We start from the raw sequence: 18,856 nt of genomic DNA, 5'->3' as shown, positions 1-18,856 counted from the left end.
TCACCACACCCTCCCAGAAACACCAGAAGAAGTGGTGGACCCCCATTAGGAGCTCTTCGTCTCCCGGTCGGGCGGGCTGTTGAATCGGAGGACCCCGGAGCTGCCGATCGTGAAAGCGTCCTCGTCCGTACCCGACAGGGACCAGGTGACGGCGTCGTTCTCGGGGTCGTCGGCTGTGTAGGTGGCCACATCGCCGGTGCCGTTCTCGGCGAAATCGACTGCGTCCGGCCCGGTGACCGTCGGCGCCTCGTCCACGTCCGTGACCGTGACCGTCACATCCAAGGTGGCCTTGATGTTCCCGTCCGACGCTTCCACCGTCACCGAATACGCCTTGTTCCCATCGGCATCCGCAGGGTCCTCGTAATCGGGCGACGACACGAACGTCAACACCCCGCCGTCGCTGGTGATACTGAAATCGGCCGCGTCGGTCCCCGACAGCGACCAGGTGATCGTGTCGTTCTCGGGATCGGTCGCCGAGTAGGTGGCCACCGCAACCGTACCGTTCTCCGCATAACTCGGGTCGGTCGGCCCCCCGCTGATCGCCGGCGGGTCGTTAACCTCGCTCACCGTCACCGTCACCGCCAGCGAGTCTCTGAGATTCCCGTCCGACGCCCACACGGTCACCTCGTACTCGTTGTCCTCATTGGCGTCCTGGGGGTCCTCGCGGTCCGGGTCCTGCTTGAAGGTGAGCACCCCATTGGTGATATCGAAGTCACTCCCGTCCGTACCCGTCAGCCACCAGTTGATGGAGGCGTTCTCCGGATCGGTCGCCGTGTAGGTGGCGACCGTCCTGTCGGCGCCCTCGGTCCTGGTCACCGACGCCGAACCGGTGAGCGTGGGCGGCTCGTCCACGCCGGTCACGGTCACCGTCACAGCCAACGTTCCGGTGTTGTTGTTGCTGTCCTTCGCTTCGACGGTCACCGAATACACATTGTTGGTGTCAGCATCCGCCGCCGACTCGTAGTCGGGCGACGACGCGAAACTCAACACGCCGCCGTCGCTGGTGATACTGAAGTCAGCCGCGTCCGTCCCCGACAACGACCACGTGAAACTGTCACCCTCCGGATCCGTGGCCGTATAGCTAGCCACCGCATCCGTCCCGTTCTCCACATAGTTCTTGGCGGCGTCTCCGCTCACCACCGGCGGCTCGTTCACCCCGGTCACGGTCACCGTCACGTCCAACGTTCCCGTGTTGCCGTTGCTGTCCGTGGCTTCCACCGTCACCGAGTACACGTTGTTCGTATTCGAATCCACCGGAGACTCGAAGTTCGGCGAGGAGGCGAAGGTCAACACCCCACCGGTGCTGATCGCGAGATCAGCCGCGTCCGTCCCGGACAACGACCACGTGATCGTGTCGCTCTCCGGGTCGGTGGCCGTGTAGGTCGCCACCGCGCCGGCGCCGTTCTCGGCGTAGTTCTGGGTGGCGTCACCGCTCACCGTCGGCGGCTCGTTCACGCCCGTGACGGTCACCGTCACCGCCCGGGTCGTCGAGGTGTTCCCGTCCGAGGCCTCCACCGTCACCGAATACACGTTGTCCGTGTCAGCATCGGCCGGAGACTCATAGTCAGGCGACGACGCGAAGGTCAACACCCCACCGGGACTGGTGATACTGAAATCAGCCGCATCGGTTCCCGACACCGACCAGGTGATGCTGTCGTCCTCCGGATCCGTCGCCGTGTAGGTCCCCACCGCTGCGCTGTCGTTCTCCGCATAACTGACAGATGCGGGACCACCGGTGATGGACGGCGAGTCGTTCACGCCGCTCACCGTCACCGTCACATCCAACGTGTCCTCCAGCGAACCGTCCGACGCCTTCACCGTCACCGAGTACTCGTTGTCGGTGTCAGAGTCCTGCGGGTCCTCGAGATCCGGCGCCTGCGCGAAACTCAACACCCCACCGGTGCTGATCTCGAAATCAGCCGCATCGGTCCCCGACAACGTCCAGGTAACCGACGCACCCGCGTCCGGATCGGTAGCCGTATACGTCCCGACCGTCCTATCGGCGCCCTCCTGCTTGGTCACCGACGCCGAACCCGACACCACCGGCTTCTCGTTCACGTTCGTCACCGTCACCGTCACATCCAACGTCCCCGTATTGCTGTTGCCGTCCGAGGCTTCCACCGTCACCGAGTACACATTGTTCGTGTCGGAATCGGCGGGCGACTCGAAGTTCGGCGACGACGCGAAGGTCAACACCCCGGTGGTGCTGATATCGAAGTCGGCCGCGTCGGTGCCCGACAACGACCAGGTGATCGTGTCGTCCTCGGGGTCGGTGGCCGTATAGGTGGCCACCGCATCCGTGCCGTTCTCGGCGTAGTTCTTGGTGGCGTCACCGCTCACCACAGGCGGCTCGTTCACATTCGTGACGGTCACCGTCACATCCAACGTTCCGGTGTTGTCGTTGCTGTCCTTCGCCTGCACCGTCACCGAATACACGTTGTTGGTGTCAGCATCGGCGGCCCCCTCGAAATCGGGCGAGGAGGCGAAGGTCAGGACGCCACTCGTGCTGATCGCGAAATCGGCCGCGTCCGTCCCTGACAGCGACCAGGTGAAACTGTCGCTCTCAGGATCAGTCGCCGTGTAGGTGGCGACCGCGCCGGCGCCGTTCTCGGCGTAGTTCTTGGTGGCGTCACCGCTCACCACCGGCGGCTCGTTCACATTTGTGACGGTCACCGTCACATCCCGGGTGGCCTTGGTGTTCCCGTCCGACGCCTCCACCGTCACCGAATACACATTGTTCGTATCCGAATCCGCCGCTGCTTCGAAATCAGGAGACGACGCGAAGGTCAACACCCCTGCGGTGCTGATACTGAAATCGTCCTCATCCGTGCCCGACACCGACCAGGTGATCGTGTCGTCCTCCGGATCGGTCGCCGTGTACGTCCCCACCGGCCCCGTACCGTTTTCCGCATAATCCGAAACGGCCGTGGGACCACCGGTGATAGACGGCGTCTCGTTCACCGCGCTCACCGTCACCGTCACCGCCAGCGAATCCCTGAGAGTCCCGTCCGACGCCCACACCGTCACCGAATACATGTTGTCCTCATTGGCGTCTTGGGGGTCCTCGCGGTCCGGGTCCTGCTTGAAACTCAACACGCCACCAGGACTGGTGATATCGAAATCAGTCGAATCGGTCCCGGTCAGCCACAAAGAGAGGGTCGCCCCGGCATCCGGGTCCGTAGCCGTATACGTCCCGACCGTCCTGTCGGCGCCCTCGGCCTTGGTCACCGCCGCCGAACCCGACACCACTGGCTTCTCGTTCACCCCGGTGACGGTCACCGTCACATCCAACGTTCCGGTATTGCTGTTGCTGTCCTTCGCTTCCACCGTCACCGAGTACACATTGTCCGTATCGGCATCGGCCGGAGACTCGAAGTCGGGCGACGACGCAAAGGTCAACACCCCACCGTCGCTGGTGATACTGAAATCGGCCGCATCGGTACCCGACACCGACCACGTGAAACTGTCACCCTCAGGATCAGACGCCGTATAGGTAGCCACCGCGTCGGTGCCGTTCTCCGCGTAGTTCTTGGTGGCGTCACCGCTCACCACAGGCGGCTCGTTCACATTGGTGACGGTCACCGTCACATCCAACGTCGCGGTGTTGTCGTTGCTGTCCTTCGCTTCCACCGTCACCGAATACACATTGTTGGTATTCGAATCCACCGGAGACTCGAAGTTCGGTGACGACGCGAACGTCAACACCCCACCGGTGCTGATCGCGAGATCAGCCGCATCCGTCCCCGACAACGACCAAGTGATCGTGTCGCTCTCCGGGTCGGTGGCCGTGTAGGTCGCCACCGCGCCCGTGCCGTTCTCGGCGTAGTTCTTGGTGGCGTCACCGCTGATCACAGGTGGCTCGTTCACATTCGTCACGGTCACCGTCACAGCCAAGGTTCCGGTGTTGCTGTTGCTGTCCGAGGCTTCCACGGTCACCGAGTACACATTGTTGGTGTCAGCATCCGCGGGCGACTCGAAGTTCGGCGAGGAGGCGAAGGTCAACACCCCGGTGGTGCTGATCTCGAAGTCGGCCGCGTCGGTGCCCGACACCGACCAGGTGATCGTGTCGCTCTCCGGGTCCGTGGCCGTATAGGTCGCCACCGCGCCGCTGCCGTTCTCCTCATAGTTCTTGGTGGCGTCACCGCTCACCACCGGCGGCTCGTTCACATTCGTGACGGTCACCGTCACATCCAGCGTTGCGGTGTTGTCGTTGCTGTCCGAGGCTTCCACCGTCACCGAATACACATTGTTCGTATCCGAATCCGCCGCACCCTCGAAGTCCGGAGACGACGCAAACGTCAACTCCCCACCGGTGCTGATCGCGAAATCAGCCGCGTCGGTACCCGACAAAGACCACGTGAAACTGTCACCCTCCGGATCAGACGCCGTATACGTCGCCACCGCGCCGGTGCCGTTCTCGGCGTAGTTCTTGGTTGCGTCACCGGTCACCACCGGCGCCTCGTTCACATTCGTGACGGTCACCGTCACATCCAGGGTGGCCTTGGTGTTCCCGTCCGAGGCCTCCACCGTCACCGAATACACATTGTTGGTGTCAGAATCGGCCGCATCCTCGAAGTCGGGCGGAGACGCGAAACTCAACACACCAGCGGTGCTGATACTGAAATCAGCCGAATCGGTACCCGACACCGACCACGTGATCGTGTCGCTCTCGGGGTCGGTGGCCGTATACCTCCCCACCGCCCCCTTACCGTTCTCCGCGTAATCCGCAACAGTGACCGGCCCACCCGTGATGGACGGCGTCTCGTTCACCGCGCTCACCGTCACCGTCACCGCCAGCGAATCCCTCAGGTTCCCGTCCGACGCCCACACAGTCACCGAATACACATTGTCCGTGTTGGCGTCCTGGGGGTCCTCCCGGTCCGGATCCTGCTTGAAACTCAGCACCCCACCGGGACTGGTGATACTGAAGTCCAAATTGTCCGTGCCCGTCAGCGACCAGGAGATGGTGGCGTCCTCCGGATCGGTCGCCGTATAGGTCCCGACCGTCCTATCGGTGCCCTCCGCCTTGGTCACCGCCGCCGAACCCGACACCACCGGCTTCTCGTCCACGCCGGTCACTGTCACCGTCACGCCAAACGTTCCGGTGTTGCTATTGCTGTCCTTCGCCTCCACCGTCACCGAATACACATTGTCCGTATCCGAATCCGCCGCCCCCTCGAAATCAGGCGACGACGCGAAGGTCAACACCCCACCCGAAGCGGTGATACTGAAATCGTCCGCATCCGTGCCCGACACCGACCACGTGAAGCTGTCGCCCTCCGGGTCCGTGGCCGTGTAGGTAGCCACCGCGTCGGTGCCGTTCTCCGCGTAGTTCTTGGTGGCGACACCGGTCACCACAGGCGCCTCGTTCACAGCCGTCACCGTCACCGTCACATCCAACGTTGCGGTGTTGTCGTTGCTGTCCTTCGCCTCCACCGTCACCGAATACACATTGTTCGTATTCGAATCCACCGGAGACTCGAAGTTCGGTGACGACGCAAAGGTCAACACCCCAGCCGTACTGATAGCGAGATCGGCCGCGTCCGTCCCCGACAACGACCACGTGACACTGTCACTCTCCGGGTCCGCGGCCGTATAGGTCGCCACCGCCCCGCTGCCGTTCTCCGCGTAGTTCTTGGTGGCGTCACCGCTGATCACGGGCGGCTCGTTCACACCCGTCACGGTCACCGTCACCGCCCGGGTGGCCTTGGTGTTCCCGTCCGAGGCTTCCACGGTCACCGAGTACACATTGTTGGTGTCAGCATCGGCCGGCGCCTCGAAGTCAGGAGACGACGCAAAGGTCAACACACCGGCGGTGCTGATACTGAAATCGCCCTCATCCGTGCCCGACACCGACCAGACGATGGTCGTTCCCTCCGGATCCGTGGCCGTATAGGTCCCCACCGCACCCGTGCCGTTCTCCGCATAACTCGCAACAGCCGTCGGGCCACCGGTAATGGTCGGTGTCTCGTTCACACCCGTCACCGTCACCGTCACATCCAACGTGCCGTCCAACGTGCCGTCCGACGCCTCCACCGTCACCGAATACACATTGTTCCCATCAGAGTCCTGGGGGCTCTCGTGATCCGGCGCCTGCTTGAAACTCAACACCCCACCGGTGCTGATATCGAAATCGCCCTCATCGGTCCCCGACAACGACCAGGTAACCGACGCGCCGGCGTCAGGATCGGTAGCCGTATACGTCCCCACCGTCTTGTCGGCGCCCTCCGCCTTGTTCACCGACGCCGAACCCGACACCACCGGCTTCTCGTTCACCCCACTCACCGACACGGTCACAGCCAGCGTCCCGGTGTTCCCGTTCCCGTCCGACGCCTCCACGGTCACCAGGTAGACATTGTTGCCGTCCGCATCCGCCGCTGCCTCGTAGTCAGGCGACGACGCGAAACTCAACGCACCACCGGTGCTGATCTCGAAGTCGCCCCCATCGGTCCCCGACACGCTCCAGGTGATCGTGTCGCTCTCCGGATCACTGGCCGTATAGGTCGCCACCCCAGCGGTGTCGTTCTCCGCGTAGTCCTTGGTGGCGTCACCGGTCACCACAGGCGGCTCGTTCACATTCGTGACGGTCACCGTCACATCCAACGTCCCGGTATTGCCGTTCCCGTCCGACGCCTCCACCGTCACCGAATACACGTTGTTGGTGTCAGAATCCGCGGCCGCCTCGAAATCAGGAGACGACGCAAACGTCAACACCCCACCGTCGCTGGTAATACTGAAATCAGCCGCATCCGTACCCGACACTGACCACGTGAAGCTGTCACTCTCCGGATCAGTGGCCGTGTAGGACGCCACCGCACCGCTGCCGTTCTCCGCATAGTTCTTGGTGGCGTCACCGCTGATCACGGGCGCCTCGTTCACACCCGTCACCGTCACGATCACATCCCGGGTCACCGTGGTGTTCCCGTCCGACGCCCGAACAGTCACCGAATACACATTGTTGGTGTCAGCATCCACCGGCACCTCGAAATCAGGAGACGACGCAAACGTCAACACCCCACCGGTGCTGATACTGAAATCAGCCGAATCGGTCCCCGACAACGACCAGGTGATACTGTCATCCTCCGGATCGGTGGCCGTATACGTCCCCACCGGTGCGCTGTCGTTCTCCGCATAATTCAGAGCCATCGGACCACCGGTGATGGACGGCGACTCGTTGACACCGCTCACCGTCACCGTCACGTCCAACGTGTCCTCCAGCGAACCGTCCGACGCCTTCACCGTCACCGAGTACTCGTTGTCGGTGTCAGAGTCCAGCGGGTTCTCGAGATCCGGCGCCTGCGCGAAGCTCAACACCCCACCGGTGCTGATATCGAAATCAGCCGCATCGGTCCCCGACAACGTCCAGGTAACCGACGCGCCGGCGTCAGGATCGGTAGCCGTATAAGTCCCGACCGTCTTGTCGGCGCCCTCCGCCTTGTTCACCGACGCCGAACCCGACACCACCGGCTTCTCGTTCACGTTCGTCACCGTCACGATCACATCCAACGTTCCGGTGTTGCTGTTGCCGTCCGACGCCTCCACCGTCACCGAGTACGTATTGTTCGTGTCGGAATCGGCGGGCGACTCATAGTTCGGCGACGACGCGAAACTCAACACACCACCGGTGCTGATCTCGAAGTCGCCTTCATCGGTCCCCGAAACGCTCCAGGTGATGCTGTCGCTCTCCGGGTCAGATGCCGTATAGGTCGCCACCGCATCCGTGCCGTTCTCCGCGTAGTTCTTGGCGAGCTCACCGGTAACGGTCGGCGGCTCGTTCACCCCCGTCACCGTCACCGTCACATCCACCGACGCGCTCTTGCCGCCCGCCTCGGCGGTCACTGTCACCAGATACACATTGTTCGTGTCAGCACCGCACCCTCAAAATCAGGAGACGACGCAAAGGTCAACACCCCACCGGAACCGGTGATACTGAAATCAGCCGAATCCGTCCCCGACAACGACCAGGCCACGGTCGCACCCTCCGGATCGGACGCCACATACGTCCCCACCGCACCCGTCCCGTTCTCCGCATAGTTCACAGTGGTCGGACCACCGGTGACAGACGGCGGCTCGTCAACATTGGTCACCGTCACCGTCACCTCCCGGGTCACCGTGGTGTTCCCGTCCGAGGCATTCACCGTCACCGAATACACATTGTTCGTGTCAGCATCCGCCGCTGCTTCGAAATCAGGAGACGACCCGAAACTCAACACCCCTGCGGTGCTGATCGCGAAATCACCCTCGTCGGTACCCGACAGCGACCAGACGATGGTCACACCCTCCGGATCGGTGGCCGTGTAGGTCCCCACCGCGCCGGTGCCGCTCTCCGCATAATCCGCAACAGCCGTCGGCCCAGCGGTGATGGACGGCGCCTCGTTGACGTTGGTCACCGTGATGGTGACCGTGATCGTGGCGGAGGCGCCCAGGGCGTCGGCGGCCTTCACCGTCACGCTGTAGCTCGACGTGGTCTCGTAGTCGAGCGCCGCCTTGGTCTGCAACTGCCCGGTGCCCGAGTCGATATCGAAGGAAGCGGCGTCCGTCCCCTCCAGGGTGTAGGTGAGCGGGTCGTCGTCGGCGTCGGTGGCCGTCACCGCGGCGCCGATGGCCGTGTCGGCGGCGGTGTTCTCGGCCACCTCACGCGAGGCGCTGGTGGCGCCGAAGGTGGGGGCGTTGTTCTGCCGCGCAATCACCCAGTCGCTGGTCGTCGCCGAGGCGGTCTTGTCGGCGCCGTGCCCGTCGGTGTAGGTGGCGGTGGCGCGGAGTTTGGAGCCGATGTCGCCCGCCACAGGCGTGTAGCTTGACGAGGTGGCGCCGGTAATATCGCCGCCGCCCGCCCGACTCCACTGCCACGTCACCCCCGAGATCGCGCCGTCCGGGTCGGTCAGGGTGGCGCTCATCTGCCTCGGCGCCTGGGGCTGGTTGGTCGACAGGGTCACCGTGCCCGCCTCGTCGACGTTGGTGACCGTAATCGTCACCGGCACCGAAGCGGCGGACGCCAGGGCGTCGGTGGCGGTGACCGTCACGCTGTAGCTCGACGTGGTCTCGTAGTCGAGCGCCGCCTTGGTCTGCAACTGCCCGGTGCCCGAGGCGATGTTGAACGAGGCGGCGTCCGTCCCGCCCAGCGCGTAGGTGATCGAGTCTTTCTCGGCGTCGGTGGCGGCGACCGCGGCCCCGATGTCGGTGCCCGCCGCGGTGTTCTCATCCACCGAGAGAGCGACGCTGGTCGAGGGGAAGGCCGGCGCCGAGTTGGCGGTCCCCCGCTGCACGGCGTTGGTCGGTTCCGCATTTGCATACTTGTCGGCGCCCTGAGCGTCGGTGTAACCCGCCTCGGCGAAGATAACCCCGCCCACGTCGTCGGCGGTCGGGGTGTAGCTGGAGGAGGCGCCTTCCTGTACCAAAATGCCGTTGGCGACCCAAGTCCAGGTGACGTTCGAGACGCCGCCGTCGGGGTCGGTGAGCGTGGCCGAGAGCGCCACCCCCACCTTCGGGTCGGTGGACGAGAGCGTCACCGCGCCCGCCTCATCGAGGTTGGTGACGGTGATGGTCACCGCCAGGGTGACCGGGTTGGTCCCGTCGGTGGTCGACAGGGTGACCTCATAGACACTGTCGCCGTCGGCGTCCCGCGGCGACTCGAAGTCGGGATCGTGGTCGAAGTCGAGGTTCTTCAGAGTGCCACTGCCGGAGAGGGTAAAGTCTTCGGCGTCGGTCCCGCCCAGCGTCAAGGCGCCATCGACGCTTTCCGGGTCCTCCACGTTGTAACCGTCCACCCAGCGATCGGTACCCTCTTCGACCGTGATCGTGGCCCGGCCACGTATCAAGGGCGGTTCGTTCACGTCGGTCACCGTCACCGTCACTTCCAGCGTTCCACGGTTGCCGACGCCGTCCGAGGCCACCACGGTCACCTTGTAGGTGTTGGTGCGTTGGGCGGATCCCGGCGATTCGAAATCGGGGGGCTCCGCGAAGCTCAGCACCCCGCCGCCGCTGGTGATACTGAAGTCCTCGGAGTCGGTCCCCTCCACCGACCAGGTGATGCCCCCGCTCTTCGGGTCGAGCGCCGAGGACGTGTAGGTGGCGACCGCCCCGGTCCCGTTCTCGGCATAGCTCGGCGTGGTGAGGCCGCTGACGGTCGGCGTCTCGTCCACGTCGGTCACCGTGACGGTCACCTCCAACTTTCGGGTGTTGCCGTTGTCGTCCGACGCCTCCACCGTCACCTGGTAGGCGTTGTCGGTGTCGGCGTCGCCCGGGTTGTCGTAGTTGGGCGAAGCATTGAACGTCAGCTTCCCGGCGGCGCTGAGGCTGAACAGGGCTGCGTCGGCGCCGGAGAGCGACATGGTCACCGGGTCGTCCTCGTCGTCGCTGGCCGTGTAGGTGGCCACGTCGCCCGTCCCGTTCTCGGCGAAGCTGGTCGCCGTGGGGCCGGCGAGCCGGGGCGGCTCCGACTCGTCCACCACCGTGACCGTGAAGTCCTGGGTGCCCGTGCTGTTGCCGTCGTTCATCTCGAGCGTGAACTCGTAGACGTTGTCGGTGTTGGCGTCGTGGGGGGTCTCGCAGTCGGGCACGCTCACGAAACTGAAGGTGTAGGCGCTGAACGAGCCGAAGCTGTTGTCTTCGATCGCGAAGTCGGCGGCGTCGGGGCCGGTCAGCTTCACGGTGAAACTGTCCCCCTCCGGGTCCGTTATGGAGTAGGTGGAGTAGGTGCCGCCGATGGCGTCGACGCCGTTCTCGGTGTATTGGAGCTCGAACCCGCCGCCGGTGATCTTCGGCGGGAAGTTGACGTTGGTCACCGTGACGGTTATGTCGAGCGTGGCGGATTCGCTGCCGGCCTCGACCCCCACCGTGATGCTGTACACGTTGTCGGTGTCGGCGTCCTTGGGGGAGTCGTAGTTCGGCGCCGACTTGAAGGCGAGCACTCCGTCGGTCAGGGTGAAGTCGGCGGCGTCGGTCCCGGTCAGCGACCAGGTGATGGCCAGTCCCTCAGGATCGTTGGCCGTGTAGGTGGCCACCGACGTGTCGGAGCCCTCGGGCTTGTCGACTTCGTCCGGCCCGCTCAGGCTCAGCGCCTCGTTGACGTTGGTGACGGTGACGGTCACTTCCCGTTCCACCGGGTTGGTCCCGTCCGACGCCCGGACGGTGACCTGGTAGACGTTGTCGGTATCGGCGTCGTCCGGGTTCTCGTAGTCGGGCGGCGACCTGAACCGCAGCACGCCCCCGCCGATGGTGAAGAGGGCCGCGTCGTCGCCCCCCAGCGACCAGGCGATGGTGACGCCCTCGGGGTCGGCGGCGGTGTAGGTGGCCACCGCCGCGGTCCGGTTCTCGGCGTAGTTCCGGGCCTGGGGACCGCCGAGCACGAACGGCTCGTCCACGGCGGTTATCTCGATGGTGACCTCCAGGAAATCGGATCCTCCGTCAGGGTCGGCGGCAATAATCTGTAAGTGGGCCGTCGCTCTAGAGGAGCGGTCGAGATCGAACACCGTCTTGGTCGACACCTGCCCGGTTTGGGCATTCACGGTGAAGCGATGGGCGTCGGTATGGGTGAGGCTGTAGGTGAGGACCCCTCCCTCGGGATCGAGGGCCTCGATGGGTTCACCGATCGGCGTGCCCGCCGGGGTGGCCTCGGGCAGGGTTCGGGTCACGCTGAACCCGTCTTCTATGAACGTCGGCTTGCAGTTCCTGTCGCGCTGCACCGCACCGGAGGTGATCGCCGAGGCGGTCTTTCCCGCTCCCTGCGGGTCGGTGTAGGAGGCGGTGGCTCGGAGCCAATGGCACTCGTCGCTTGCGGTCGGCGTGTAGCTCGAGGCGGTGGCGCCGCTTCTCTCCCGCTCAACTCCGTAGGCCCAGCTCCACTGCCAGGTGACCTCGGAGAACGCGCCGTCGGGGTCGGAGGTGAGCGTGGCGGTCAGCGCCGTCCCCCTCTCGGGCTGGCCCGACGACAGGGTCACCACCCCCGGCTCGTCGACGTTGATCACCGTCACCGTCACCTCCTTCGAGCCGGTACTCCCCGAAGGGTCGGTGGCCACCACCGTCACCTCGTAGCTCGACTCGGTCTCGAAGTCGGGCGGCGACCCGAAGGCCAGGTCGCCGTCGGTGATGGTGAAGCTTTGAGCGTCCGCGCCCTCCAGCGTCCAGGTGACCTCGTCGAGATCGGGGTCGGCGGCGGTGTAGGTGGCGACCACCCCGTCGGCGTTCTCCTCGAACCCCACCGTGGCGGGTCCTCTGACGACCGGCGCGAAGTTGGCGTCGGTGACGGTCACCGTCACCGCGTACTCGACCTGCTCCTCGTTCACGTCGTCGGCCGCCACCACCGTGACCTCGTAGACGTTGTCGCGGTCGGCGTCCGCCGGATGGGTGTAGTCGGGCGGAGACTTGAAGCGCAGCACCCCCTGGTTGATCGCGAAGTCGCCCCGGTCCGTCCCCCCCAGCGACCAGGTGACCTCATCGTCCTCCGGATCGGTCGCCGTGTAGGTGGCCACCGCCGTGGTCTCCTTCTCTACGAAGCTCGGCGTCCGGGGGCCGTCGATCGCGGGCGGCTCGTTGACGGAGGTCACCTCGATGGTGACGTTCAGCTGAGGGCTGGTTGCGCCCGAGACATCGGTGGCCTTGACCCAGATGCTGTAGGTCTTCTTGGCCGAGGGCCCGTCGAAGTCGAGGCTCGCCTTGGTGGACACCTGCCCGGTGGCGGTGTCGAAGGCGAACGACTCCGCGTCGTCGCCTCCGATCTGGTAGGTGAGCGTCTCGCCCTCGGGGTCGAGGGCGGTGAACGGCTTTCCGATGGCCGTGCCCGCCGGGGCGGTCTCCGCCACTCTCCGGGTGGGGTTGGGCCGATCGACGAACCTCGCCGGGCAGTTCCACCCGGCCGGTACGGCAGAGGTGGTGACCGCCGACGCGGTGGCGTTATGTTTGGACCGCGCGTCTGTGTACGAGGCGGTGACTCGGATCCAATCGCACCGGTCGTCTGCGGTGGGGGTGTAGCGGGCGGGGTTGCTGAGAGAATGAGTCGAGCGGCCGAGGAACTTTCGGCTTCCATAGGCGTAGGTCCAAGTCCAGGTTATGAAGTGGTTCACACCGTCTTGGTCCCACAGCGTCGCCCTCAGTTGCGTCCCCACGGCGGGTTCCAGCGACGACAGGGTCACCACCCCCGGATCATCGGCGTTCAGCACGGTCACCGTCACCCCGCGCCGGCTCGTCTCACCGGAGGGGTCGGTGGCTACCACCGTCACCGCGTAGCTCGGCTTGGCCTCGTAGTCGGGCGGCGAGTTGAACGTGAGCACCCCGTCGGTGATGGTGAAGCTGTCGCGGTCGCGGCCCGCCAGCGTCCAGGTGATCTGGTCGGCGTCGGGGTCGTTGTCCAGATAGGTGGCGACGGCGCCGGTCCCGTTCTCGCCGTACCTGACCGAGGTAGGCCCGGAGATCCTGGGCGCATAGTTCAGGTCGGTGACGGTCACCGTCACCGGGAACCCGACCTTGTTCGGTCCGTCCGAGGCCATCACGTTGACCTGGTACACGTTGTCCTGGTCGGCGTCCGCCGGGGTGGTGTAGCTGGGCAGCGAGGCGAAGCGCAGCACACCCTGGGAGATCGTGAAGTCGCCCCCGTCGGCGCCCCCGAGCGACCAGGTGATCGGGTTGTTCTCGGGGTCGTTGGCGGTGTAGGTCGCCACGGCCTCGGTCGCACCCTCGGCGTAGCTGGGCGTCTCGAGACCGGTGATCACCGGCGGTTCGTTGACGTCGGTGACCTTGATGGTGACCTCGAGTTGAGGGCTGGTGGCGCCGGAAGGGTCGGTGGCCGTGACCCAGATGCGGTAGTTCCTCTTGCGATTGGGGCCGTCGAATTGGGGGCTTGCCTTTGTGGACACCTGGCCGGTGTCGGAATCGATGGCGAACGACGCCGAGTCGACGCCTCCGATCTGGTAGGTGAGCGTGTCGCCGTCGGGGTCGTGGGCGGTGAACGGGTCTCCGATGGGGGTGCCCGCCGCGGTGTTCTCGGCCACGGTGCGGGTGGGGTTGGGCGGCTCCTCGAAGCTGGCCGGACAGGTGTGCGCCCGGGGCTCGGCGGTCTGCACCTGGGGCACGGCCGCCGAGGTCTGCGCCTCCGCCGTCTTGTCATCGCCCTCCCCGTCGCTGTAGGAGGCCGTGACCCGGATCCAGCGGCACTCGTCGTCGGCGTCGGGCGTGAAACTCGACGGGAGGCCGGCCGCCACACTGGCGCTGAGGACCTGCTGTCGGTTCCCGTAGAGGTAGGTCCAGCTCCAGTCGACGTCCTCGGTGGGGCCGTCGGGGTCGGTCAGCGTGGCCGCCAGGGCCGTCCCTATCTGGGGCGGCAGCGGCGCCAGGGTCACCACGCCGGGTTCGTCGACGTTGGTAACGGTCACCGTCACCGGGCGCTTGCGCTCCAAGTCGGATTCGTCGGTGGCGACCAGGGTCACGGCGTAGCTCGACTTGGTCTCGTAGTCGGGTGACGACTTGAACCTGAGCACCCCGTTGGTGAGCGTGAAGCTGCTCGCGTCGGCGCCCTCCAGCGGCGACCAGGTGACTGCGGCGCCTTCGGGGTCGACGGCGGTGTAGGTGGCCACCGCGCCGGTCCCGTTCTCGGCGTATTCGACGGTGGCGGGTCCCCCGATCACGGGGGGTTCGTCGACGTCGGTGATCTTCACGTTGAGATGGTGCCAGGCACTGTAGTTGTGGCCGTCGCTTACCCGGACCGAGTACTTGTATATGTTGTTCCGGTCGGCGTCTATCGGGTTCTCGTAGTCCGGCACGAAGTCCGTGACAATCCTTGAAACACCGATGAACGAGAACAGGTGTGCGTCCGGCCCTCCTTCCCCACCGCCGAAGCCGTTGGAATCCGGATCGGTCACAGTGAGGAATGCGATGATGGTCCGTCTGCTGGTGTTTTCCGGCACGGACACCTCGGTCGTCCCGGTGATGACCGGCGGCAAGCCGGCCTGCCCGGTGATCCCGTCCTCGGCGGTCAGGCCGCCCACCGCCGCGTCGGGATCGACCTGCCCCTCGCTCCCGTCGACACCCGCCGGAGGGTCGGTCCAGGCGAGTCCGTCGCCGGCCGGGGGCTCGTCCTCGGTGACGGTCCCGGCGGACTCGTCGTCGCCGGCCGGGGGCTCGCCCTCGGGGTCGGCGTTCTCGTCGCTCTCGTCATCACCGGCCGGGGGCTCGGCCTCGGTGACGGTGACAGCGACCTCGAGCGTCACGGTGTGTACGCCGTCCCCGGCTTGCACGGTGACTTGGTACACGTTGTCGAGGTCGGCGTCCGCCGGGGCGTCGAGGCTCAGCGGGGACTTGAAGGTGAGTTCCCCTCCGGCGTCGATCGTGAAGGCGTCGGAGTCCGAGCCGCCCAGCGACCACGTGATCGTGGCGCCCTCCGGGTCGGTCGCCGTGTAGGTCGCCACCGCTCCCGTCCCGTTCTCCGCATACTCGACCGCCGTCTCGCCGCTGATCGTGGGCGGCTCGTTGACAGGTACCTCGTCATCCGCCGGCTCCTCAACCGGCGGCTCCTCAACCGGCGGCTCCTCAACCGGCGCCTCGTTCGCAGGCGGCTCGTCGGCATCCGTGACCGTGACGGTCACATCGAGCGTGGCCGACTGCCCACCGGCCGACGCGGTGACCGTGACCTCGTAGGCATTGTCCGCATCGGCATCCCCCGGATCCTCGAAATCCGGCGCGGCCGCGAAGTCGAGCACCCCGTCGGTGCCGATGCCGAAAAGGGCACCGTCGTCGCCGGACAATGACCAGGACACCGCGTCATCCTCCGGATCGGTGGCCGTGTAGGTCGCCACCGCTCCCGTCCCGTTCTCCGCATACTCGACCGCCGTGTCGCCGCTGATCACGGGCGGTTCGTTGACGTCGGTGACCGAGATCTCGACGACCACCAGATCCCAGCGGCCGTCGGGGTCGGTGGCGCTGACATTCACGTTGTAGTCGAACTTCACCTCGTAGTCGAGCGCGGCCTTGGTCCGGATCTGCCCCGTCGCCGAATCGACGGTGAACTTGTCCGCGTCGAGACCCGCCATCGTGTAGGTGAGCGTGTCGCCGTCGGGGTCGGTGGCCACCACGGGGTCACCGACCGCCGTGCCCGCGTCGACATTCTCGGCCACGCTGCGTTGATGCCATTCGGATCCCGGGAAGGCGGGGCGGCGATTGCCGGTGCTCTGGCCGGTGCTCTGGCCGGTCGTCCCCGCCAGCGGCGCCGCACCGCCAACGACCAGCGCGAACACCAGGAGCACCGCCAGCAGGACGCGGACCCCACCGGGACCCGGCCGGCCTCCCCGCAGCCCGCTACCTGCGCCCATGCTCCCAGCGGCGAGACATTACGCGCTTCGCTCCATGCGCGTGCACCGCGAGGGCCCCCCCCCCGCCCTGAAGTGTCTCCCCTGTGAACCGATACCCTGTACAGCGCGGCAGGACCCGGATGACACCGAATTAGGTGCTCCTGGACATATCGATTGCTTCATAAATGGCCGAGACATCCGGCCGACTATACATGAAATCTTCATGCTCTATCCAGCCGGGCGGTCGGCGACATCGCGGCTTGGAACGAGACCACAGGGCCGACCGAGCGCGCCCCGGCGTAAACGCTGAACTCCGGGGCGTTGAGCCGATCCAGGCGAGTAGTTTCAATCCAACCCGCTCGACGTCTAGCCGCCGGCCCTCCGGGCCCTAACCCAGCTCTCCCCGCTGTATCACGGAGTCGAGCTCATCCGGGCTTTCACCCTCCGCTCCTTCGACCTGGGGATCTTCGGCCACATGGCCTACCCGATCGCGCTCGGATCCGCGGACTCATGGTGGCCGGACCGCGACTCGGGGCACTACTCAACCCGTAGGGGCCGGCTCCCGACCTATCCGACCTGCTCGCAAGGCGGCGACTCGACCCGCCCGGGTGACCCGGATAGGGCCGGCCACTGCTTTCGGTGTCCCCTTGCTGGTACCGGGCCCATCATCTGGTGTCCGCCGATCAGGAAGGCTCCCCGGGCGCGGGTGGGGTCGGCTCGACCCACGTCGCTTCCGAGGATCGGGCTGCGCCTGGCTGCTGGTCGGGCAGCACGTCGCGGAGGGGAAGCCCCCTCAGCATGAGCCCGGCGATGGTCGCCGCGACCGCCACGGGAATCGCCAACCGGAACATCTGAGCGGAGCTGAGCGCCACCGCCTCCCGGATGACATCGCGCACGGCTGCCTCCATCGTGGCGACGACCGCCGGGCTCGCGACCAGTTCGCTGACGTCCAGGTCCGACGCGGGCGAATCCGGCGGCAGCCTGGCGGCGAGGAGTCCTGCGAGACGGGCGTTGAACAGTGCCCCGAACACGGCAACCCCTGTACTCCCGCCGAGCTGGCGGAACACCTGCACCGACGATGTGGCCACTCCCAGGTCGCGCGGGTGGACCGAGTTCTGTATGACCAGGATCAGCACCGGGATCAGGATTCCCATGCTCAGGCCGAAGACGACGAGGTAGGCGGCCGCGGCCACCGGGCTGGTCGACACGGTCATGGTGCTGAGCAGCGCCAGTCCCACCCCGAGGAGCACCGACCCTGCTACGACCACCGATCGGTAGCGACCCCATCGCGCCACCATCCGTCCCGACACGAGGCTGGCCACCAGGGAGGCGGTGAGCATCGGAACCAGAAGGAGCCCGGAATTCGTCGCTGACAAGGCCAGCGAGATCTGCAGGAAGACGGGGAAGTAGGCCAGCGGCAGGAAGAGGCCGAAGCCGGCGATGAAGCTGGTCGCGTTGACAGCCGAGAACTCGCGGTTCCGGAAGAGGAAGAGGGGCAGGATGGGAGAAGGGGCTTTTCCCTCCTGCCTCACGAACCACACCAGAGCCAGCACCCCGATGGCCGTCGTCGCGATGATCACCGGCGAGTCCCACGCTTGCTCCTGAACCCCCAAGCTCGCGACCATCGTGACCGCTGCCAGCCCGACCGCAAGAAGAGCCGCCCCGAACCAGTCCACCACGATCCCCCCGGTCGCCGGCGGATCAACCAGGTTCCGGCGGATGACGGTCAAGGTGATCATGGCCAGAAGAACGCTGGGATAGAACGCGAGACGCCACGAGACGTGATCGACGGCCAATCCTCCCAGCAAGGGTCCGCAGACGCTGGTGACCGCGAACACGGCGCTTATGTACACCTGGTACCGGCCTCGCTGCCGCGGTGGGATCATGTCGCCGACGATCATGTAGCTGAGGGAGATCAGGCCTGCCGATCCGGCTCCCTGGACAGCCCGGCAAGCGATGAGTTGACCGATGCTCTGGCTGAGGCCTGCTGCACAGGAACCCAAGGTGAACAGGAGGATGGCGACCTGCATCAGCCTCCGGCGACCGTAGATGTCCGACAGCTTGCCGTAGAGTGGAACCGTGACCGTAGACGCGAGCACGTTGGCGGTCAGCACCCAGGGAAGCAGCGTGAGCGCGCCCATCTCGCCCACGATGGTCGGCAAGGCGGTGGACACGATCGTGTAGTCCATCGCGGCGATGGCCATGGCCAGCAGCAACGCGATAAACGTTCTTCGCACCTTCGGCGTCAGCCCCGATGCGCTCCCACCTGCGCCGACACGAGCTCCGGGTCGCCGGATCATCGACGAGTTCGCCGGTCGGCGCCCCGCGGCGCCAACCCGGTCGCCCGATGACGGAGTCTCACCCGCGCACAGCCCGGAACCGGGCTACGCGATCGACGGCTATCTCCGAGGGGGTCAGGTCGAGCATGGCGCTAACCCCCATGGGCCCGATCAGCTTCTCCATCGTCCGCCCGCCTTCTCCGGTGGCAAGGAAGGTCACCACCTCGTGGCCGGCCTCCTGTAGCCGGGGCGGTCCACGCGTTGGCGTCGTCAGCGTAGCGAGGGTCCGGGTCTTCGCCC

4 protein-coding genes are annotated in these 18,856 nt (G+C 65.9%); all 4 read right to left on the bottom strand.

Annotation, left to right across the window (positions count from 1 at the left end):
- Positions 1-45: 45 nt before the first annotated feature.
- Complete coding sequence (locus OXM57_09520; GenBank protein MDE0352917.1) at positions 46-7,845, bottom strand: Ig-like domain-containing protein; 7,800 nt, start codon at positions 7,843-7,845, stop codon at positions 46-48.
- Complete coding sequence (locus OXM57_09515; GenBank protein MDE0352916.1) at positions 7,842-16,298, bottom strand: cadherin domain-containing protein; 8,457 nt, start codon at positions 16,296-16,298, stop codon at positions 7,842-7,844. The genes OXM57_09520 and OXM57_09515 overlap by 4 nt, the downstream gene beginning before the upstream one ends.
- A gap of 662 nt (positions 16,299-16,960) precedes the next feature.
- Positions 16,961-18,514, bottom strand: a complete 1,554-nt coding sequence (locus OXM57_09510) for an MDR family MFS transporter (GenBank protein MDE0352915.1) — start codon at positions 18,512-18,514, stop codon at positions 16,961-16,963.
- Between the two features lie 121 nt (positions 18,515-18,635).
- Entirely contained in the window at positions 18,636-18,830 is a 195-nt protein-coding gene (locus OXM57_09505) for a Tm-1-like ATP-binding domain-containing protein (GenBank protein MDE0352914.1), read from the bottom strand.
- Positions 18,831-18,856 lie beyond the last annotated feature (26 nt).

The organism is bacterium (assembly GCA_028820935.1).
GTDB lineage: Bacteria > Actinomycetota > Acidimicrobiia > Spongiisociales > Spongiisociaceae > Spongiisocius.
The sequence above is the reverse complement of the archived record's forward strand: the minus strand, read 5'-3'. Positions and strand labels throughout refer to the sequence as shown.